Origin of the sequence: Mycobacterium sp., from assembly GCF_040509115.1 — a bacterium.
GTDB lineage: Bacteria > Actinomycetota > Actinomycetes > Mycobacteriales > Mycobacteriaceae > Mycobacterium.
In genome coordinates this window covers 1-19910 of record NZ_JBEVLO010000115.1, presented here as the reverse complement: position 1 = coordinate 19910, position 19910 = coordinate 1, and the positions used below count along the sequence as shown (strand labels likewise).

General features: G+C 65.6%; 19 protein-coding genes and 3 pseudogenes. 9 read left to right on the top strand and 13 right to left on the bottom strand.

The window, feature by feature from the left end; translation table 11 throughout:
• Positions 1–14: 14 nt before the first annotated feature.
• Together ABW137_RS09130 and ABW137_RS09125 are read left to right on the top strand one after the other, a co-directional pair.
• A pseudogene (locus ABW137_RS09130) lies at positions 15–419 on the top strand (PQQ-dependent sugar dehydrogenase); the annotation flags it as partial.
• 29 nt (positions 420–448) lie between these two features.
• Positions 449–721, top strand: a pseudogene (locus ABW137_RS09125) (PQQ-dependent sugar dehydrogenase); the annotation flags it as partial.
• A 206-nt stretch (positions 722–927) separates the two neighbouring features.
• Here ABW137_RS09125 and ABW137_RS09120 read toward each other — a convergent pair.
• On the bottom strand, positions 928–1347 hold the full coding sequence (locus ABW137_RS09120) for a DoxX family protein (protein WP_526399064.1): 420 nt from the start codon (positions 1345–1347) through the stop codon (positions 928–930).
• Positions 1348–1598: 251 nt separating this feature from the next.
• Between ABW137_RS09120 and ABW137_RS09115 the strand changes: the two genes are divergently transcribed.
• The 5 genes from ABW137_RS09115 to ABW137_RS09095 all read left to right on the top strand — a co-directional run bounded on the left by ABW137_RS09115 (position 1599) and on the right by ABW137_RS09095 (position 7398).
• Entirely contained in the window at positions 1599–2231 is a 633-nt protein-coding gene (locus ABW137_RS09115; protein ID WP_526399062.1) for a (2Fe-2S)-binding protein, read from the top strand.
• 3 nt (positions 2232–2234) lie between these two features.
• A complete protein-coding gene (locus ABW137_RS09110; protein WP_526399060.1) occupies positions 2235–3212 on the top strand; it encodes an FAD binding domain-containing protein in 978 nt (325 codons plus the stop codon).
• Positions 3209–5386 (top strand): xanthine dehydrogenase family protein molybdopterin-binding subunit, encoded by a 2178-nt coding sequence (locus ABW137_RS09105; RefSeq protein WP_526399058.1) that lies wholly within the window; start codon positions 3209–3211, stop codon positions 5384–5386. The genes ABW137_RS09110 and ABW137_RS09105 overlap by 4 nt, the downstream gene beginning before the upstream one ends.
• 7 nt (positions 5387–5393) lie before the next feature.
• Positions 5394–6242, top strand: coding sequence for a peptidase associated/transthyretin-like domain-containing protein (locus ABW137_RS09100; protein WP_526399056.1), 849 nt, complete (start codon positions 5394–5396; stop codon positions 6240–6242).
• An 892-nt stretch (positions 6243–7134) separates the two neighbouring features.
• Positions 7135–7398, top strand: coding sequence for a hypothetical protein (locus tag ABW137_RS09095; RefSeq protein ID WP_526399054.1), 264 nt, complete (start codon positions 7135–7137; stop codon positions 7396–7398).
• 604 nt (positions 7399–8002) lie between these two features.
• On the opposite strand, the gene ABW137_RS09090 is transcribed toward ABW137_RS09095, so the two are convergent.
• The 7 genes from ABW137_RS09090 to ABW137_RS09060 all read right to left on the bottom strand — a co-directional run bounded on the left by ABW137_RS09090 (position 8003) and on the right by ABW137_RS09060 (position 12863).
• Entirely contained in the window at positions 8003–8281 is a 279-nt protein-coding gene (locus tag ABW137_RS09090) for a GMC oxidoreductase (protein WP_526399052.1), read from the bottom strand.
• Positions 8282–8326: 45 nt separating this feature from the next.
• Complete coding sequence (locus tag ABW137_RS09085) at positions 8327–8653, bottom strand: hypothetical protein (RefSeq protein ID WP_526399050.1); 327 nt, start codon at positions 8651–8653, stop codon at positions 8327–8329.
• Positions 8654–8740: 87 nt separating this feature from the next.
• A complete protein-coding gene (locus tag ABW137_RS09080; protein ID WP_526399048.1) occupies positions 8741–9049 on the bottom strand; it encodes an HAD hydrolase-like protein in 309 nt (102 codons plus the stop codon).
• Positions 9050–9171: 122 nt separating this feature from the next.
• On the bottom strand, positions 9172–10320 hold the full coding sequence (locus ABW137_RS09075; protein WP_526399046.1) for an alpha-D-ribose 1-methylphosphonate 5-triphosphate diphosphatase: 1149 nt from the start codon (positions 10318–10320) through the stop codon (positions 9172–9174).
• Between the two features lie 34 nt (positions 10321–10354).
• On the bottom strand, positions 10355–11143 hold the full coding sequence (locus ABW137_RS09070; RefSeq protein WP_526399044.1) for an SDR family NAD(P)-dependent oxidoreductase: 789 nt from the start codon (positions 11141–11143) through the stop codon (positions 10355–10357).
• 38 nt (positions 11144–11181) lie between these two features.
• The gene (locus ABW137_RS09065; RefSeq protein WP_526399042.1) at positions 11182–12078 is read right to left on the bottom strand and encodes an oxidoreductase; all 897 of its coding nucleotides are present in this window, start codon (positions 12076–12078) and stop codon (positions 11182–11184) included.
• 56 nt (positions 12079–12134) lie between these two features.
• Positions 12135–12863, bottom strand: a complete 729-nt coding sequence (locus ABW137_RS09060) for a GntR family transcriptional regulator (protein WP_526399040.1) — start codon at positions 12861–12863, stop codon at positions 12135–12137.
• 166 nt (positions 12864–13029) lie between these two features.
• On the opposite strand from ABW137_RS09060, the gene ABW137_RS09055 reads away from it, so the two are divergent.
• Both ABW137_RS09055 and ABW137_RS09050 read left to right on the top strand, forming a co-directional pair.
• Complete coding sequence (locus tag ABW137_RS09055; RefSeq protein ID WP_526399038.1) at positions 13030–13593, top strand: HD domain-containing protein; 564 nt, start codon at positions 13030–13032, stop codon at positions 13591–13593.
• A 167-nt stretch (positions 13594–13760) separates the two neighbouring features.
• A pseudogene (locus ABW137_RS09050) lies at positions 13761–13988 on the top strand (MFS transporter); the annotation flags it as partial.
• Here ABW137_RS09050 and ABW137_RS09045 read toward each other — a convergent pair.
• The 5 genes from ABW137_RS09045 to ABW137_RS09025 all read right to left on the bottom strand — a co-directional run.
• On the bottom strand, positions 13957–14514 hold the full coding sequence (locus ABW137_RS09045) for a LysR family transcriptional regulator (protein WP_526399066.1): 558 nt from the start codon (positions 14512–14514) through the stop codon (positions 13957–13959). The pseudogene ABW137_RS09050 and the gene ABW137_RS09045 overlap by 32 nt on opposite strands.
• Before the next feature lie 171 nt (positions 14515–14685).
• A complete protein-coding gene (locus ABW137_RS09040) occupies positions 14686–15480 on the bottom strand; it encodes an SDR family NAD(P)-dependent oxidoreductase (protein ID WP_526399036.1) in 795 nt (264 codons plus the stop codon).
• A 23-nt stretch (positions 15481–15503) separates the two neighbouring features.
• Entirely contained in the window at positions 15504–17030 is a 1527-nt protein-coding gene (locus ABW137_RS09035) for an aldehyde dehydrogenase (RefSeq protein ID WP_526399034.1), read from the bottom strand.
• Entirely contained in the window at positions 17027–18226 is a 1200-nt protein-coding gene (locus ABW137_RS09030) for a CaiB/BaiF CoA transferase family protein (protein ID WP_526399032.1), read from the bottom strand. The genes ABW137_RS09035 and ABW137_RS09030 overlap by 4 nt, the downstream gene beginning before the upstream one ends.
• A gap of 26 nt (positions 18227–18252) precedes the next feature.
• On the bottom strand, positions 18253–19910 hold a 1658-nt coding region (locus ABW137_RS09025; protein ID WP_526399030.1), incomplete at its 5' end, for a thiamine pyrophosphate-binding protein.

The window sequence follows — 19910 nt, the reverse complement described above, 5'->3', positions numbered from 1 at the left end:
GCGCTCGTCGCCGGATGCGGTTCGCCCGCAGCCACGGACGCAACGCAGCCTCATGCCGGGTCAGCCAACGGACCGGCCGATGGCCGAATCTCGATGCCGCAAAGGAGATCGCGACGAAGATCGACGTGCCATGGGGCCTGGCGTTCGTGCCCGGTGGCGACGCCCTTGTGGCTGAACGTCCTACAGGTCGCGTTCTGCGCATCGGTCCGGATCGAGAAGCCACGGAGATCCGCACCATTCCCGACGTGTCCGTGCAGATCGAAGGAGGGCTGCTCGGTCTCGCAGTGTCGCCTCGCTTCGCCGAAGACAACTTGGTGTACGCCTCGGGGGGAGACGGAACCTATAGCGATCGCGCCCGGAACACCGCTAGCCTGAACGGCAAGTTCATCCGGTTGGCTCCGGACGGTGCGATACCACCGGACAACCCCTCCCCGGCTCCGCGTTTTACAGCCTCGGGCATCGCAATTCGCAGGGCATCGCCTGGAATCCGGCGGGCCGGATGTACACCGCCGAGTTCGGTGACAACGGCGTCGACGAGATCAACTTTGTCAAGCCGGGACTCACCTACGGGCGGCCGATGGTCGAAGGTACGGGCGACACGCAGGGCGGCCGCTTCACGAACCCGCTGCTCGATCTACCCGTCACCGACGCGTCGCCGTCGGGTATCGCGATCTCGGGCGACACCTTGTACATGACCGCACTAAGCGGTGAGCGGCTGTAGACGATGAGCATCGAGGACAACGGTCTCGGAGAGCCCGTCGAACATCGCGTCGGCCGCCACGGCCGTTTGCGCACAGTCAAATTCGCGTCCGATGGAGCGACATGGCTGACGACATCCACCAGGCAGCGCAGCGGCGATCCCCGCGTAGGTGACGACCACATACTGCGCTTCCCAGGGTAGCGAAGGTGTGGCGCGGGGGGTGTGAGTCAGGTTCGACGACGTCCCACCATCTCCGAGACGCTGAAGGCGCCGGGTCCGGCGACGACGAGGAACAGGAAGACGAAGCAGAAGAGAACGGCGGGTTCACCGTCGTTGGCATTCGGCCAGAACTCCTCGGGAAAGTGGATCCAGAAGTATGCGACAGCCATCATTCCGGACGAGACGAAGGCCGCCGCGCGTGTGCACAGGCCGATTGCGATGAGGACGCCGAGCACGATCTCCAGTGCACCCGCCCACCACGCCGGCCATGATCCGAACGCTGCGGGGGTGCCATTGGGCCACCCGAACACCCCCGCAGTGCCGTGGACGGCCCACAGGAGCGCGGTGAGGATGCGAAGTATCCCCAGTGCTGATGCTGTGTAACGGGCGCCCCGCGTCTCGACGGTGGCCGCTGTTCTCTGCGCCACGCGTGAGGGGTCGGATGAGTAAACGGACTTCCCAGGGATTTCGGACATAGGGAATGTCCTACATCGTGCCGACTCCAAATCCTTTTCTCTCATATGAGATTGATAACTAAGAGAACCCGGGGTGGCGTACCCGGTACGGCCCCTCCGCGGCCGGGAGACGATCTTGTGCATTCCCTATGCATTCGCGTCCGTCTGACGCGATAACCCCTAAGTTGGCAGGGGTCGAGCAAGCCACCGAACGAAAGCCAGTCATGCCGAGAATAGAGTCGAATGGGACCACCGAACAATACATTCCGTCGCCGTCGCCTATAGGACTGCGCACGTTCATCGGTGCATCCGTGGCCGTCACCGGTACCGTCGCCTCGCTACCGCTGCTGAGCGGGTGCGCCACCGATGAGCGGGCCGACTCGTCAACGGATGTTGCGACCGTCCGCCTACGCATCAACGGCGAGGACCACGAGATCGAGGTCGACACCCGCACTTCACTACTCGACATGTTGCGAGAACGCGTCGGACTGACCGGAACCAAGAAGGGCTGCGATCACGGCGCATGCGGCGCGTGCACGATCCACGTGGACGGGCGGCGGGTGGTCTCCTGCCTGACGTTCGCCGTGATGCACAACGGCGCTGAGATCACCACCATCGAAGGCCTCGAATCCGGGGGCCGGTTGCACCCAGTACAGCAGGCGTTCATCGACTGCGATGGATTGCAGTGCGGATTCTGCACGCCAGGACAGATCATGTCCGGCATCGGATGCATCCGCGAAGGCCACGCCGGCTCACCCGGCGAGATTCGCGAGTGGATGAGCGGAAACATCTGTCGCTGCGGCGCTTACACCAACATCGTCGACTCCGTCGCATCCGCTGCTGGGCAGGTTGGATAACCGATGTACCCGTTCACCTTCACTAAAGCCAGTGACGAGATGTCCGCGATCGGCGCAGGCGCTTCGGGTGGTCGCTACATCGCCGGCGGCACGACTCTGATCGACCTCATGCGCGAAACCGTCGAACGGCCGGAGTCCGTCGTCGACATCAACGGACTGCCGCACCGCGACATCGACCTCCAGCCCGACCGACTGCGCGTCGGATCGTTAGTCCGGATGTCGGAACTCGCCGCGCATCGAGACGTTCGTCGCGAATACCCGGTGATAACACAAGCGTTGGAGCTGAGCGCATCCCCCCAACTGCGCAACATGGCGTCCATCGGCGGTAACCTGATGCAACGCCCGCGTTGCCTCTACTTCCGCGACTCCACGTCGGCGTGCAACCGCCGCCGTCCGGGTAGCGGCTGCCCGGCGATCGGGGGACGTAACCGCACGCACGCGATACTGGGGACGTCGGAGCAGTGTGTGGCGACCCATCCGTCGGATCTCGCGGTCGCCTTGGTCGCACTGAACGCGCGAATCATACTGAAGGACAACGAGGGGGAGCACACCACCGCGATCCGAGACTTCTTTCGCGTCCCCGGCTCGACACCAGATCGTGAGCACAGCCTGACCCCCGGTCAGCTCATCGTTGCCGTAGAGGTCCCGGCCGTGGCCGGTGCCCGCCGCTCCGGATACCTGAAGGTCCGCGATCGCGAGTCCTACGAGTTCGCGATCGCATCGGCGGCAGTCGTGCTCGACATGCAGGGGCCGACGATTCGCTCCGCAAGGGTTGCGGCGGGTGGCGTCGGCACCGTTCCGTGGCACCTCCCCGCCGTCGAACGCGAGCTCACCGGGAAACCCGCAACGCCCAACGTCATCCGAGCGGCGGCCGAGACCGCCGCCGACGGCGCCACGGCGTTGTCGGAGAACGGTTTCAAGATCAGCCTCCTCAAAACCACCGTGTATCGCGCGCTGCAGACCGTGGCAGGTACGCCGTGACCGGGCCCGTCACGGGTCGGCCGCTCACCAGAGTCGACGGTCGGCTCAAGGTGACCGGACTGGCGAAGTATGCGGCCGATGCCGACGTCGACGGAATCGCATACGCAGTCATCGTCGGGGCCACGATCGCCCGCGGAACGGTCGACGGCGTCGACTCGGCCACTGCACGCCGGGTCCCAGGGATTGTCGACGTCATCACCGACTTCGGCGGCGTCAAGCTCCCCTACGACCCCACCCGGGTCTCGGCTTTCGGCCAGGCCGTCGCCGTCGTGGTGGGCACCTCCCTGGAGGCGGCGACGCACGCCGCGTCTTTGGTATCGGCGCGCTATACGGCTCAGACACAACTCACCGACCTCGACTCGACCGAGGTGACTCCGATACCGCCGTCGGATCTGCGCGAAACCCAGCCTCCGGTCCCGATTCGTGACTACTCCCGCGGGGACGCCGATGCAGCGCTGCGCACAGCGAGCGTCGTAGCCGACCTACGCTTCGCACTCGAGCGCAACAACCACAACCCGATGGAGGTCAACGCGACCGTCGCCCGCTGGGACGGGGACCGACTGACGGTGTGGGACAAGGTGCAATCGGTCAGCGGTGCCGCCAAGGACTACGCAGCGGCGCTCAACGTCCCCGTCGATCACGTGCGCGTCCTATCCCCCTTTGTGGGAGGCGCATTCGGCAATGCCGGCTTCACATGGCCACACCAGCTCATAGCCGCTTTCACCGCGCGTAGGCTACGGCAGCCGGTGAAGCTAATGCTGACGCGCAGGCAGTTGTACCACGTCACCGGATACCGCCCCCGGAGTCGGCAGCGCGTCGCGATCGGTGCCGACGCCACCGGCCGAATCGCTGCGATCGTGCATGAGAGCCTGGTGGAGGTGTCGAAGTACCGACCCTATGTCGACGATCTGACAGCCCCGGCTCGATCGCTCTACGCAGCGCCTTCGATGCGGTCGACCTTCAGAGTCGCCGAGTTGGACGTGAACCAGCCCAAGCACATGCGCGGACCCGGGTACATATCGGGTGCGTTCACCCTGGAGTCGACCCTCGACGATCTCGCACACCGCCTCAGCATCGACCCCATCGAGCTGCGAGTGGTGAACGAGCCCACACAGGACCCCGCGACCGGCGCAGCCTACTCGACCCGTCGGCTCGTCGAATGCCTCCGATCGGGCGCCGCCGCATTCGGCTGGAGCCGGCGCAACCCTGTCCCAGGCTCGGTTCGCGAAGGCAACCTGCTCATCGGAACAGGTGTGGCGGCCGCGGGCTTCCCGACCCAGGTCAGCCCGTGCTCGGCGGCGGTGCGCATCGGTACCGACGGAAGAGCCGAGATCCGTTGCGGAACCAGTGATATAGGGCCGGGCACCTACACGGCGGTGGCACAGATCGCAGCCGACGCGCTGGGGCTTCCGATGAGCCGGGTCGACATCGTGCTAGGCGACAGCAGCCTTCCAGTGGCGCCCGCGCAGAACGGATCTCGGACGATGGCCAGCGTCGGATCCTCGGTCCAGAACGCCTGTGCCGTGCTGCGGGACCGTTTCGTGCGCATGTCGGTGGTCGATCCCGGCTCACCGTTACAGGGTCGCCGTCCGCCCGAACTCGACGTGATCGACGGCCGCATGCTGCTGCGCGACGATGTAAACCGAGGCGAGAGGTACGAGGACCTGCTGCGGCGCCGCGGCCTCGCCGAACTGGGCGTTCAGCAGGACTGGGCGCCCGGCGACGCGAGCACGAGTTTCTCGATTCAGGCCTACGGCGCGGTCTTCGCCGAGGTGGCAGTCGACGATGCCCTCGGGACCGTGCGAGTGCGGCGGGTGTCCGGTTTCTACGACGCCGGTCGTATCGTGAACCCGGTCCTGGCGCGCAGCCAGGCCATCGGCGGCATGGTCGGCGGAATCGGGATGGCCCTCCTGGAAGGCACCACCCTCGACCACCGCGACGGCCGAGTCGTCAACGCGAACATGACCGACTACCTCGTACCGGTCAACGCCGACATCCCCCAACTCGAGACGGTCTTCTTGCCCGGCAACGATTTCACGGCCGATCCGATCGGTGTCAAGGGCATCGGCGAACTCATGATCGTGCCAGTGCCCCCCGCCATCGCCAACGCCGTCTTCAACGCCACGGGTCGACGCGTAACCGACCTTCCGATAACCCTGGACAAGCTGTTATGAGTCCCGCGTGACCGGCCACGACGACCACGGCCGCGGATTGGCGGACGACCTGGCCCTGCTGTCGCGACGGCGGATGTTCCAACTGGCCGGCACCCTGGCCGCAACATCCACCCTGGCCGCGTGCGCGACCGGAACAGAAGGGCGGTCAGCCGTCAGCTCCGAGACCACTAAAGCGCCATCCGCCGATCCGCCCAGCGCCGCGCATCCCACCCCGGTAGCCCGTGAATGCGTGGACGCGACCCCGCGTGAGAGCATCGGGCCCTACCCCGGCGACGGATCGAATGGGCCCAACGTCCTCATCGAGTCGGGCATCATCCGTAGCGACATCAGGTCCAGCTTCGGCCCGTACTCCGGTGTTGCCCAGGGTGTTCCGGCGACGATCGAGTTGTCCTTCGACGATGTGGCGAACGGCTGCGCCGTCGGTGCGGGCATGGCGGTGTACATCTTCCACTGCGATCGACAGGGGAATTACTCGCTCTACAGCGCACCCGACTACAACTACCTGCGTGGGATCCAGGTAGCGGATAAAAACGGGGATGTCACCTTCAGGTCGGTCTTCCCGGCGTGCTACAGCGGCAGGTGGCCGCACATCCATTTCGAGGTGTTCGGCTCGCTCGTAGAAGCCGTCGCCGGACGCGAACCGCGGCTGATCTCCCAGATCGCGTTGCCCGAGGAGGCCTGCAACGCGGTCTTCGCGCACGACCCCGGCTACATCGACAGCGAACGCTACATGGCCCAGCAGCCGCTGAGATCGGACTTCATCTTCGGCGACGGATGGGACGCTGAACTAGCCACCGTAACCGGCAGTCCGGCGTCCGGCATGACGATCGCACTCCGGATCGGCGTACCCGGATAGGCGCATTCCTATGACCCGCATCCGACGTCATCCAGATGGCGGTTGACCTCGATGCGGACCGGCTCGAGATCGCGAACATTCAGTACTGCGGTCGGGCGCTGAAGAACCGCGCCGCACTCATGCCGACCCGCCGATAAATCGAAGAATGCTCCCGAACCGTTCGGGATGCGCACTTGACCCCGGCAGACATGTCGACCATCGACTACGTCCCCCCGGCCAGCTACACCACGCGGCCGAAGAAGTGCATGGGTGGGTGGCATCGTCGGATCCAGTCGATCACCAAGGCGGAGTCGTCTGGCGGACGGGATGCTTTGTCGCACCGTGGTTTCATGGGTGGCACAGCTGCTTCGGACAACGACCCCATCGGTGCAGAACGTGAGGTGCAAGGGGGCTGGGGTCAGCCGAGCGGCACCCACACCGGACCCAGCCAGAAACCCCAGCCGCTGCGGCAGGGATCGAAAACCGGGTCGAACCACCGATCTCCATACTGGAAAGGCCTATCACCGTTGCCCTTCCAGGCGTCATGGCAATCACATGCAGGCGCGGCTTCGGCGGAGGTGCCCGCCACGGATCGAGCTGTTGATCGCCGCGGTCATGCCACGGCGGTCCCGGCTTCCACGGATCCGCCTAAGCTGCACCGGCACTCAAGCCCAAGCAGGCCGCCGCGAACTCCGCGCCGACGGCTACGAACGCCACCAGTCTGATCATCTCCACTCGTCCCGTCCACTCTCACCATGCGACCGGCCGGCTAGGAAAACTCACAGAGATCGCACAATGCGCGCACGGCGAAGGCGCTTCGCCGTCCGTGCCGTAGTTATGTGTTCCCTTTGAGACTTGTGCGTTCCCTTTGAGTAGCCATCCGCGAGCGGATTTCCCCCTTACCGTTGAAGGCATGAACAGAATCGAACTGCCCTCAACGCCTGAAGAAGTCAAGCTCCCCCTCGCCGTCATCGCCGGAATCATCGTCACAACAACGGCACTCGTTATCGCCTGCCTGAAACCCCCGTTGACGTCCACGCCCGTCGCAACGGATATGAACATCGGAGCCACTGTGACCAAGACCGCGACACCGCGAGCTCCCGAGGTGTCGATGGCGAGGCCGTCGATCACGGGTCCGGCCCCACTGCCCCTGGAAATGCAAGGGCTGCCGGGCTGATCGGCTGCGATCAGTAACCCTTATGTCCATTGAACGGGCGCGAGAGGGCCGCACGACTTACACCTTTGTGATTCGTGCAGGCCCGCGCTCGTCATCCCAGATGTGGGGGCGCCTGCGTCGCGCTCATGTTGCGGACGCGGTCAGACCGAGTTGCCGATAAGCGTCTTCTGCGGACTCCTCCAAGGCAACGTCAGCGATCGTCCGGGGACTGTGATTGACCGGGAACCAAGGAATCCCGGCCTCGGCGGCGGCGACCGGATCCCGCCGCTCTCGACGTCGCCCGCGGACCTTGTGTCACCCCTACGTACTTGGCCAGAGAACTCGGCGTGTCCATCGCCGCACTGACCTTCGTGCTGGATCGCCTCCAACACAGCGGTCACATGACTATCGCATCCCGGATCGACACGTATGCCTGGTCTCGCAGCAGCGACCGGCGATGTCTTCCATCTTCGTCTGGCACCGGCATGCAAAATATCTTAAGCCATGTAGCGCGCCGGACGGCCGCGACGACCGCCGGCACGACGCGCAAATGTCATGGCGTCGAACGGCGTTCACAGGTCAGACGGGAACCTCCCGCGGATCAGGTCGGCTGCCTTCTCGCCGATCATGATTGCCGCGCATTGGTGTTGACGGGCACGATCCTGGGCATGATGGAGGCGTCGGCCACCCGCAGGCCTGCCAGTCCGTGCACGCGTGGCTCGGGGTCCACCACCGCCTCGGCACCGATTCCCATGGCACAGCTCCCAACTGGGTGAAAGTACGTTCCGGTGTCGTGCGCCAGAAAGGCGCGCAGCGCCGCCTCGTCGGTCGTGTCCGGTCCGGGCAGCACCTCCCGGCCGCGCCACGGCGTGAACGGATCACTGGCCGCGATTTCACGGGCCACGGCCAGACCGTGCAGCATCCGCCGAACGTCGGATTCCGCACCGAGTTAGTTCGGATCGATCAGGGGCGCGGTCGCAGGCTCCGGCCCGCCCAGGCGGATCGAGCCCCGGGCGTCGGGCACCGTGGCGACGCCGAAGGTGAATCTGTTCACCGGCGTCACGAGGTGGGGCAAGTGGAACGGCACGTGGATGAACATCAACTGCATGTCCGGGCCGGCGAGCGAGTCGTCGCTGCGCCACACCATGGACGTCTCGGCGAGGTTGGTCCGGCCGACGGGCACCGGCCGGGCGGCTTCGACGAAGTCGACGTCCGCGCCAACTAGTTGGTACAGCGAGCAAGCCAGCCAACGGCACGCTGCCGACGCTGGCACCACTTGGGCACTGCATTTCGAAAAGCGCCGCGACAGAACATCGCCCGTGGAGACGACCGCGACGTAGCGCGTGCCCGTTACTGCCCGTCCTCAACGAGGGCATACAGCAGGGAGTCCGACGACGAAGCCTCCCCCGGCGTCCGTGCCTGCTTCGAGATCGCGCGGGGTGTCACCCGCGACGAGGATCCGCGAAATGTCTTGGACGTTCAGCTCCTCCATGGCGCGATAGATCACGAAGGGTGCGGGGCGCCCCGCAGGGACGTCGCTGCCACAGACCACGGCGTCGGCCACGGCGTCAAGGTGATAGTCGGGTTCGCTGCCGTCGATGCAGATGACGACAGCCGGTGCGTCGGGTGCGTCGTAGGTACGACCGCTGACGGTGAACGAGTTCGATCCCACAGAGGACTCCTAGGGGCTGCCTGAATGGAAGCACGTTTCACACTGCCGGTGACGCGCGTCGCGCAGAACCCGGTTTCTGCCTATCGACGTCATAGGCGAAAACGCATAGGCCCAGGTTGGGATCAGTCGAGACCCAGTCGTGCAGTGCCTTTCCGCCACACCTGGCGTACGACCGGAGTGCCCGCCGTGGTGTCGACCGCAGCGAGATCGGCGGCGAACCCCTCGGTGATCTCGCCACGATCGCCGAAGCCGGCAAGGAGCGCTGGGCCTCGGGTCACGAGATTGACCGCGTCGGCCCACGACCCGCACTGGTGGTGCGCGAGGAGGTAGGCGGCCGCCAACATCGAGGACGGGTGGTAGTCGGAGACCAATGCGTCGACGATGCCTGCGCGGACCGCGGTGCGCGCGGACAGCCAGTCGAGATGCGACCTGCCCTGCCACGCGTTCGGCGCGCCGACGACGACCCCCATTCCGAGGCTACGAGCCTGCGCCGCGGCCTCCATGGTGAGGGGAAACTCCGAGATCGAAGCGCCGATGCGCGCTGCCGTAGTGGCGTCGGCGGGCGTGACATCGTCGTGCGAGGCCAGTGCGATCCCGGCCGCCCGCGCAACCTCGGCGACGCGCACCCTTGCAGTAGAGACGTCGGCGGCGCGGGCCGCTCGCCCTGCGGCGAGACGTTCCTTTTCCTCGGAAGAACCCGGGTGCGAGCGAAGGAATTGTTCTCGCCACGCCGGCCGATCGTGCGCGTACTGGCCAACGCCCGGAGCGTGCACCATGTACGAGACGACACGCGTAGAAGCGTTGTCTAGAAGTTCCTCTGGCAGGTCGGCGAGGTTCGCGCTCAGTTCGAACCGGACGTGCAGATGACTATCGGTTCTCAGACGACCTCGGTGGTCCCGCAGCACGCCCAGCCACGCCCGCGGGTCGACGGCGTCTCCCCACTCCGACAGGTCTCGATCGACCGTCACGCACAAGCATTGCGTCGTGACGCCGTTCGACACCGCGTCCGTGTCAGCCTGTAGCAGCGTGGCCGCCAGGGGGAAGCTAACCCCTGGTCGAGGTTGTCGCCTGCCGTCGAGGCTGTCGCAATGCAGATCAATGAGACCGGGAATGAGATCGAGGGACCCGAGTTCGACGACATGGCCACCAAATGGCCCGTGCCGCGCCACCTCTTCGACGATGCCGTCTCGAATCGTGACGAAGCAATTCGCCATCTCTCGGCCGCCCACCAACGCACGGCGGGCACTCAAGGTGATGACTGTTTCCTTCATCAGCTCCGAGTATGCGCCGCCCCGGCCGGATTACTCAGACTGATGCCTTCGTGTACCCGCCATCGACGTTATAGGCCACCCCCGTGATCCAGGCGCCATGATCCGAGGCCAGGAAGGCGACGAGGGCCGCCACGTCCTCGGGTCGCCCGAATCGGCCCATCGGGACGTCACGCTCGGCAACGCCGCTCAGGACGTCGTCGATCGTCGGCGTCGAATCGTCCACCATGGTTTCAGCCATTCGCCGCCACAGGGGCGTGTCGATGCGGGCCGGACAGACGCTGTTCACGGTCACGGCAGGGGCCAATTCATTGGCCAACGTCTTGGAGAACGCCAGCACGGCCGCCTTGGCGGCGTTGTAGTCGCCACGGCCCGCGGGCGGTTGGTGCCCGTTGACCGAGGAGATGTTGACGATCCGCGCATGCGCACTCTTGACGAGGTGCGGGATCGCAGCCCGCGAACAGCGCACGGCGCTCATTAGTGAGGTCTCCAGCATCGTGGCCCATTCTGCGTCACCAGTGCGCCAATCGTGACCCATGACCGAGTCCCCCACGTTGTTGACCAGGATGTCGAGCTGACCGTAGCGCGCAACGACCGCTGCCGTCATTTCCTCGACGGTCGCCGTCGCACACAGATTGCCTTGAAATACATACGGCGCCTTGGCCACGGCCCCAATCTCGCGTGCGGCTTCCTCCAACGCCTCTCGACCACGCGCACCGATGGCGACCGACGCGCCGAGACCAGCCAATTCCAGAGCGATCGCCCGGCCGATGCCCTTGCTGCCGCCCGCGACGAGGGCGACACGACCGGTGAGGTCGAGATTCACTGTGACTCCTGTCCGTGGGTTTGCGAGAGTGCCGGACCTCAACCGGGTCCTTCGCTGGCCGCCGCGAGCAGTGGCACGACAAGATCGCTTATAGGAGTGGGTATTCCATGGGATCGAGCGCGTCGCGGCACGACGGCGTTGCGGCTGTCCCACTCGAGGGGCCTGCCTGCGAGCCGGTCGGCAAGAATCGACGTGCCCATGTCGGCAGGCGCATTGCGAAAACCATCGACGATATCCTGCGCCACGTCGTCGTCCAGCACCGCGCCCTCGGCGCGTGCGACGTCGAGACATTCGCGGGCGTAGCTCAGAGCGAGATCGGCGACGTCGGCTCCGGTGAACATGCCCGCACGGCGACCCGTGAGCACCATCAGACCCGCGACTGCGTTCTGAACCAATTTCCGCCATGCCACGGACGTGAAGTCCGCGGCGACGTCGACCGTGCACCTGGTGCCGCGCAGCGCGTCGAGCACCACACTGGTCGCCTGCGTGTCCGGCACGGTGAGGCGCGGTTCGGCGCGTAGCCAGACCGACGCGTCAGATTCGCGTTGAGCGGGAAACCAGACCACCGAGGGCAGAACGGGACTGCCGCTCACGTACGGCCCGAAGAGCGCCTTCTGGTCGACGCCATTCTGCAGCACGCAGACAACGGTTTTCGGACCGCACAACGCGGCGAGCCATGGTGCCGCTGCGTGCACCTGAGTCGCCTTGACCGCCACGAAGACCAGGTCGAACGCTTCCTCGACGTGGACCGACTCGGTGTGCACGGGTCCAGGCACGACGACACTGCCACCGTCGTAACGGAGTTCCAGCTGTGCGTGCGCCGAACGGCCACAGATCATCGGCGTGCGACCGACCTCGTGCAGCGCGGCCGCCACGGTCGTGCCGATTGCGCCAGGACCGACGAGGGCGACGGTGGAGCCGGAGGCGGTCATCATGACCAACGACGCTAGTGCGTCCCCCTTGACTATTCAAGTAGAGTTCCGCACGCCGTTTAGTCGGAGCGCTTCATCTCGATGACGAGATCGACGGCGTCGGGTCGTAGCCAGGTCTCACCGAACTCAACGACCCGGCCGTCGGACTCTGGAGCCTCCAACGCTGCCGTGAGCCGATGCACCATCGGCGCTCCACGCAGCTCGAGATGCCCCGCGACGTCGGAGGGTGCGGGCCGCAACTCCACCTTCACCCACGCCCGGATCGGTTCGATCCCATAGTGTTCCGTGAGCACGTCGTGCAGGGATGCGTCGTCGGCGAGGTACGAGCGGAATCGGGGTAGCAGATCCCCTGGAAGATAGCTGGTGGTGCAGCCCGCGATCAGCCCGTCGACGAACCGACGACGCAAGAGAACGAACACTCGCTGCCCCTTGTCAATTCGCAGACGGTCGGCGATGCTCTGGGACGCAGGTCGTTCCCGCAGCGAGACGGTGGCAATAGCCGGCGAACCACCAGCAGCCCGCACACTCGCGCTCCAGCTCGGAGAGGATGCCGGGCTCACGACGTACGGGAGACGTCGCGCGACGAACGTCCCCTTGCCCTTGCTTCTCCGGACGACGTAGCGGCGCTCCAACTCCTCCAACGCGGCCTGCGCGGTGAGCCGGTTCATGCCGAACCGTTTAGCGAGGTCGTTTTCCGACGCGACCTGCGATCCCGACGCCAGGTGCGCCAACTCCTGCTCGAGAACGTTCGCGATCATCTGATAGCGCGGCACGGATTCGTCGGTCACGTGACACTCCCATCTTTCGCGTCGAACGCCAGGCAATGGGAAGAACTGTATCGCACCGGGGCGGGCGGACCAGCGCAATCGTCGGCGCTTCGGTTTTGATACTTGACTAGTCAAGTCAATCGCGCTTGAGTGATCCGTGTCCCGCCTCACCGAAAGGTCTCGTTCAATGCCCAGCCCACAGTTCTCCGTCTTGGACACCGTCGACATCCTGAGCCTGGCCGCCCAGAGCCCCTACGAGGATGAGGCGGTCAACCAGTTGCAACACGCGTTGCAAACCGCCCAACGGGCGCGCGACGACGGCCGCGACGACGCGATGGTGGCGGCCGCCCTCTTACACGACATCGGGCGCGCACCGAGGGTTCTCGAGTACTACGGCGAAGACGCGCACGAGCGTATTGGCGCCAAGTTCTGTGCCGATCACATCTCGGAGCGCGCCGCCTACCTAGTCGGCCAGCACGTTCCGGCGAAGCGATATCTTGTCGCAACGGATCCGACGTACGCGGGCAAGCTCAGCCCGGCCTCCGTCCGGTCTCTGGTCCGTCAGGGTGGGCCGATGACGCCCGAGGAAGTGGCGGAATTCCAGTCGAACGAATACCACGCAGAGGCGGCGCAGCTGCGGCGGTGGGACGACGGCGCCAAGGACAGATCGGCGATCACCGACGAGCTGGCGTCCTACGAGGCTGTTCTGCAACGTGTGTGGCGGACGACGGTATCAACTGATCGCCCCTGAGCTGCAAGAAATCAATGCCACATCCCATGGATCCAGCACGACGTCGGATCGACTCCGCCGCTTGCACATTCAGATATTCGCCGTGACGTGGCTCGTCTACTTTGCCCCGTACTTCACCCGCCAGGCGTTCTCTGCAGCCAAGGTGGGCATCCTCGGCGATCCGTCCCATGGCCTCGATGACAGAACCCGTGATGGGGATACTCGATGCGACGTATCTAACCGCATACGCCGTCGGTCAGTTCATCTGGGGGACGCTGGCCGATCGGTTTGGGCCGCGCCGGGTGCTGCTGGTTGGCCTGGCGGTATCGGCGGTCTCGGCGGCCTTAATGGGCGTGACGACGGCCATCGTCGGGTTTGCGTTCCTCATGGTGGCCAAAGGCCTAGCGCCGTCATCGGGTTGGGCTCCCCTGTGCAAGACCATGTCCGCGTTCTTCGGGGTCCGTTCTCGGGGGCGTAGTGGACCAATCGTGCTCCCTCGAGATCCTTCAGCCGAACGGTCGCGCGTCGAGCAAGGGGGTGACCCGACGGCGTCGCAAGGACGATCTCCTCCTCGGCGACGACGGTCGCCGTGAAGCGTCCTGGGACGGGCATGGGCAGCAGCGTCATGCCGACCTCGCGGGAGTCGAGGTAGCCCAGAAACGTCTCCAGTACCGCAGCCTCGCGGAGGGAGATCGTCACGTCGGGATGCACACGGTGCCAACGACGAATGATCGGGGCCAAGGTGGCCACGGTCAGACTCTGGGTGCAGGCAAGTCTCAGCGACCCTCCGGTCGCCTCACCCACCGAGCGCGTCGCGCGTCGGCGATGGCGGCTCGCAGGCGTCAGCGCCACGCCGCGGGGCTCGCGTCGGAACAACGCCGTCCCGGCCTCGCGCTCGATTGCGGCGAGCTGATGGAAGACCGCAGGCTGCGACGAATGCAGCAGTCGCGCAGCCTAAGCGACCGAACCCGTGTCCGCGACGGCGACCAGGCACTCCAACGCACGAAGGGAAGGCATGCGATAAAAGCTATCGTAGGGCGTGCCGGCATCAAAGAATTGATGGTGGTGCGAACCTGGTCGATTCGGTTCGGGCAGAAATAGTTGGTGACGGCGCTAGGCGACGAAGCGGACGACGCCGCCGTCGACGCGAAGCGCGGCCCCGGTCGTCGCAGACGCTTGCTCCGAAGACAGGTAGACGATCATATTGGCGACCTCGTCGGTGGTTGCGAGCCGGTTGATCAGGCTGGTGGGCCGGTCCGTGCTGATGAACGCTCGTTCGGCCTCCGCTTGGGTGACGCCGTCAGCCTCGGCTTGCGCGGCCATCCAGTTCGTCAAGAGTTCGGACCGCGTCGGCCCGGGCAGGACGGCGTTGACCGTGACGCCTGTTCCGGCAACCGTTTCGGCGACACCTCGCGACACTGAAAGCTGCGCGGTCTTGGACATGCCGTAATGGATCATGTCCGGTGGGATGTTGAGGGCGGACTCGCTACTGACGAACACGATTCGACCCCAGCCCCGCTCTACCATCCCCGGCAGATAGTGCCGCGTCGCGCGGATGCCGCTCATGACGTTCAGCTCAAAGATCTTGAGCCACTCGTCGTCAGTGGTGTCGACGAAGGGCCGCAGCCAGGCCGAGCCGACGTTGTTGACGAGGATGTCGACGTCGGACACCTCTGTGAATAGCGATGCCGCGCCCTCGGCCGTCGCGAGATTCGCTGCAAAGCCTGTTATCTCGGTGTCCGGGAACGCCTGACGCATCTCGTCGACGGCAAGCGTGACGCGCTCTGCCCTACTGCCGTTGATGACGACCGACGCGCCGGCACGCGCCAGCCCCTCTGCGGTCGCACGACCGATGCCCGCAGTGGATCCTGTGACGACGGCTCGGCGTCCCTGGAGGTTGATGATCAAGATGAGCCTTCCTGGTTCATTTGCTAGGCAAGTCGAAACGGGTCGCGGGGTTCCTCGTTGGTGTCAATCCAGACCGATTTGGTCTCGGTGTACTCATGGGCGGCCTGCAGCCCGTTCTCGCGGCCTAGCCCGCTAGCCTTAACCCCGCCGAAAGGCGCTGTGTACGAGACTCTTCGGTAGCAATTCACCCAAACGGTGCCAGCACGAATGGCCTTCACCATTCGGTGGGTGCGAGCCAAATTCGTGGTCCACACGCCGGCGGCGAGCCCGTACGGGGTGTCATTGGCTATTGCCACGGCTTCGTCCTCGGTGCGGAACCGCAACAGCCCGGCCACGGGGCCGAAGACTTCCTCTCGCGCGATCTCCATCGCTGGGGTGACGTCGGTGAAGATCGTTGGGGCGACCTGAAAGCCGTCGGGAGTGGCAATGCCCTCCGGTCGGCCGCCGCCCGCGACCAGCTGTGCACCCTCGGACGAGGCAGTCTGGATGCGACCGATGACGTCGTGATACTGACGACTCCAGGTCAGTGCTCCCATGTCGGTGTCCCAGTCGAACGGATCGCCCATCGTGATGGCGGCAGTACGCGCAAGCAGGCCTTCCACGACTTCGTCGTAGATGCCGTCCTGGACGAGGACCCGTGAACCTGCGGTGCACATCTGGCCGGCGGCAGCGAAGCTTCCGGAGATGATGCCGGTCACCGCCAGTCGCGGATCGGCATCGTCGAAGACGATGTTCGGCGACTTGCCGCCGAGCTCGAGCGAGACGCGGGACAGATGATCTGACGCCGCGTGCATCACCTTGCGTCCCGTCGCCGTCGAACCCGTGAAGGCGATCTTGTCCACGCCGGGATGGCTCGCCAGGGCGGCGCCCGCGCTGCGCTGCCCGGGAACGATGTTCACCACTCCGTCGGGGACCCCCGCCTCCTCGATGACCTTTGCCAGCTCCAGGATTGACACGGGGGCCACCTCTGAGGGCTTGACGACGATGGTGTTGCCCGCCGCCAATGCTGGGCACAGCTTCCACAGGGTGAGCAGGATCGGTGAGTTCCATGGCGTGATGGCTGCCACGACGCCGACCGGTTCGCGCACGGTGTACACGAACGTATCGCTCATGGGAACCGGGATGGTCTCGCCCTGAATGTGCTCGGCGACGCCGGCGAAGTAGTAGCACCACGAGCTGAATGCCCGTGCGAGCCCCATGGCCTCCCTGATCACTTTGCCGGTGTCGAGCAATTCGTGCACGGCGAGTCGTTCGACGACCTCGGGGCGCGAAAGAGCGTCGCCGAGGCGCCGCAGTGTGGCAGCGCGTTGCGCCGCCGGGGCATCACGCCATCCACCGTCGAAGGCTGAGCGCGCGGCGGCAACGGCGGCCTCGATGTCGGCATCGCCGGCCTCGGCCACGTCCGCCCAGGGCTGACCGGTGGTGGGGTTGATCGATTGAAACGTCGCCCCGTCGCGCGCGTCGACCCAGCGACCTCCGATCCAGAGTTTGTAACGTGCAAGCCCTTCGTACGGGTTGCGGAGCCGGGGTTGGTCGGCCGTGGTGGTCACACTCGCTCCTCGTCGCCCGTTCTGAGCGGTTCGCCGGCCACGCCGGTTCGGACCAGTTCGTCAATCTCGTCGATGCTGAACCCCATCTCCGCGAGCACGGATGCCGTCTGTTCACCAGGCAGTGCGACGTCACCGAGCGCGCCGTCGAGCTCGGCGAGCGGTGAGCGCAGAAGGGTGTGGCCCGACGGCGTGGTCCCCCACAGGCCCAGCGCATCGAGCTGGGGATCCTTGGCGAGATCGCCGACGGATCGGATCGCCGACGCTGGCACCTGCACGCCGGCGAGCCGTTCCACCACCTCGCAGGCCGTCATGTCGGCGATGGTGGCCTCAATGGAGCTCACCAAGTCCGACCGGTTGGCGACGCGTGCTGAATTCGTCGCGAAGCGGGCGTCGGTCGCAAGATGCGGCGCGCCGAGCGCCTTCGCTGCGCGACCCCACATGGCATCGCTGTTGATGCCGATCATCACCATCTGGTCGGCGGCACGCATCGCCTGGTACGGAGCGAAGTTGTGTTGTGCCGTGCCCAACCGGGTCGGCTCCACACCGGCGAGGTGCGCGGACGTGAGGTGGTGCATGAGGTAGCCGACCGCGGTGCCGAGCATGGTCACCGGGACCCGCCTGCCTTGACCGTCGCGGTCGCGTTGGCGCAGTGCGACCAAGATCCCCAAGGCAGCCCACATGCCGCTTCCCACGTCGATAATGGCCCCTCCGACGCGGGCGGGCTCCCCGTCGGGATAGCCGGTCATGTCCATCAGACCCGAGTATGCCTGGATCACCGCATCGAAACCCGCCACTCCCGCCATGGGACCCGCGTCTCCGAATGCGTTGATACTGCAGTAAATCAGTCGGGGATTGAGCTCATGGAGCTCATGCCAACCCAAACCGATACCCGCCGCCTTGCCCGGACGCATGCTTTCGACGAAGACGTCGGCGTCCCGTGCCAGCCGGTGGAGCAATTCTCGCCCCTCGGCGCGCTTGCCATCGAGGACGACCGACTCCTTGCCGCGATTGAAAGCCGAGAACACCGTGGCAATGCCGTCCGCCTGCGGCGCCCATCGTCGTGACACGTCTCCGCCGGGCGGCTCCACTTTGATGACCCGCGCACCGAGGTCCGACAGGATCTGGGTCGCCGACGGGCCTGCGATGTTGACGGTGACGTCCAGCACCACGATGCCTTCGAGAGGTCGTGGCATCATCGAATGTTCCTTGTTCGTCATGAATCTCAGCTCTTCGGGGTGTGCGTCAGATCGAATCGGCCCGGCGAGCGCGTGCCTATGGTGTCCGACGGCCACTGGCGTGCAGGCCACTTGACGGAACCTCCGACACCGGTCGAGGGGTACCCGAACTCCTGACCGATCGGCACGTCGATGATGTACGTGGTGCCAGACTTGACGCCCCGCTGCACGGCTTCGTTCAGTTCCGCGGGGTCCTCGACCCGTTCGCCGTCGCCGCCGTACGCCCGCGCCAGCGCGACGAAGTCGGGGTTGTTCAACGTCGTCCATGACGGCTCGCCGTACAGGTAGGTCATGAAGCCGTTGTTGGCGCCGAGAGCCGAGTCGTTGAACACCACCACGGTGATCGGGATGTCCTCGCGCAGCGCGAACGCGATCTCGTTCGTCGCGTACCCGAAGCCACCGTCCCCGACTGCCGCCACGACGTTGGCCTCGGGGCGGGCGAGCTTGACACCGAGCGCCATCGGGAAGCCTGCTCCGAGCACGCCGGCACCGAAGGTCGTGATCAGCCGCTTCGAGTGCTCGGCCACGGTCCCCTGAAAGATCCAACCGGTGTTGTTGCCGGCATCGGAGACGATGACGTCCTGCGGCCCGAGCTGATCGTCGATGGCCGACGCCACCCGCCACGGGCTGATGGGTACGTCGGACGACGCGGCCCTCTCGCGCATCTGCGTCGTCCACTTCTCCTTGGAATCTCGGATCGCCGCGTACTGAGGCCGATTCTCGAAATTGGTGTCCTCGAAGTCAGGTGATTCCTTGACGGCCTCCACGAGCTGCCGGACGACGGTTCGTGCGTCCGCGACGATGCCCAGCTCGGGATAGTAGAAATTGCCCAATTGCGCTGCGTCCACGTCAATGTGGATCAGTCGGCCGGGAAGGTCGGCGGCATAGGTCTGAGCCCAGCCCCAGTCGGACATGCGGGACCCGATGGCCAACACCACGTCCGCGGCTGCCACCCAGTCGTTCGCGCACTGCCAGCCGATGGGGCCGGTCGACCCCAGCGACAGCGGGTGCGACTCGGGCACGATTCCTTGTGCGGTATGCGTGGTCGTGACGGGGATCCCGAGTAGCTCCGCGAGATTTCGGACGTCGTCGTCGGCACCGGAGGTGACGGCCCCTCCCCCGATGATGAGCACCGGGCGCTTGGCGGCGATCAGCAGGTCGACCACCGCCCGCACCTGCTCGGCTGAAGCGCCGGTTCGGTTGGCGGGCAGCTGATATGCCTGCGGGGGCGCCATCTCGGCTTCGTCGACAGTGAGGTCGAAGGGGATGTCGACGAAGGTCGGACCAGACGGCACGCCCTGCGCGCGCTGGAAGGCCCGGCTAATGGACTCGGACAGCTTGTTGGGGCGCTCCACCCTGGTGGAGTAACGGGTGAGGGACCGCATGACCTCCAGGTTCGGCATCTCCTGGAGTGCCTCACGATCCTTGAACGCTCCGTCGGTGTTCATGCCGAGGTGGACCGAGGGGATCCGGGTCGCCATGCCCTCGTACAGACCGCCGGGGATCAGTAATGTGCCGCACGTATGCCAGATCCCCGCCGCGGCGGCCCGGCCCTTCATGAAGTTGTAGCCGTTGATCACGTGCGCGCCGCCGAGTTCGGTTGCGGGATACATGGTCCGAAGCGATTTCCGCCAACGCGCGGCAT

Coding starts and splice junctions, on each gene's coding strand:
- ABW137_RS09110 (WP_526399060.1), top strand. CDS start 2,235: ATGTACCCGTTCACCTTCACTAAAGCCAGTGACGAGATGTCCGCGATC.
- ABW137_RS09075 (WP_526399046.1), bottom strand. CDS start 10,320: ATGAAGGAAACAGTCATCACCTTGAGTGCCCGCCGTGCGTTGGTGGGC.
- ABW137_RS09055 (WP_526399038.1), top strand. CDS start 13,030: ATGCCCAGCCCACAGTTCTCCGTCTTGGACACCGTCGACATCCTGAGC.
- ABW137_RS09115 (WP_526399062.1), top strand. CDS start 1,599: ATGCCGAGAATAGAGTCGAATGGGACCACCGAACAATACATTCCGTCG.
- ABW137_RS09030 (WP_526399032.1), bottom strand. CDS start 18,226: ATGATGCCACGACCTCTCGAAGGCATCGTGGTGCTGGACGTCACCGTC.
- ABW137_RS09095 (WP_526399054.1), top strand. CDS start 7,135: ATGAACAGAATCGAACTGCCCTCAACGCCTGAAGAAGTCAAGCTCCCC.
- ABW137_RS09065 (WP_526399042.1), bottom strand. CDS start 12,078: ATGATGACCGCCTCCGGCTCCACCGTCGCCCTCGTCGGTCCTGGCGCA.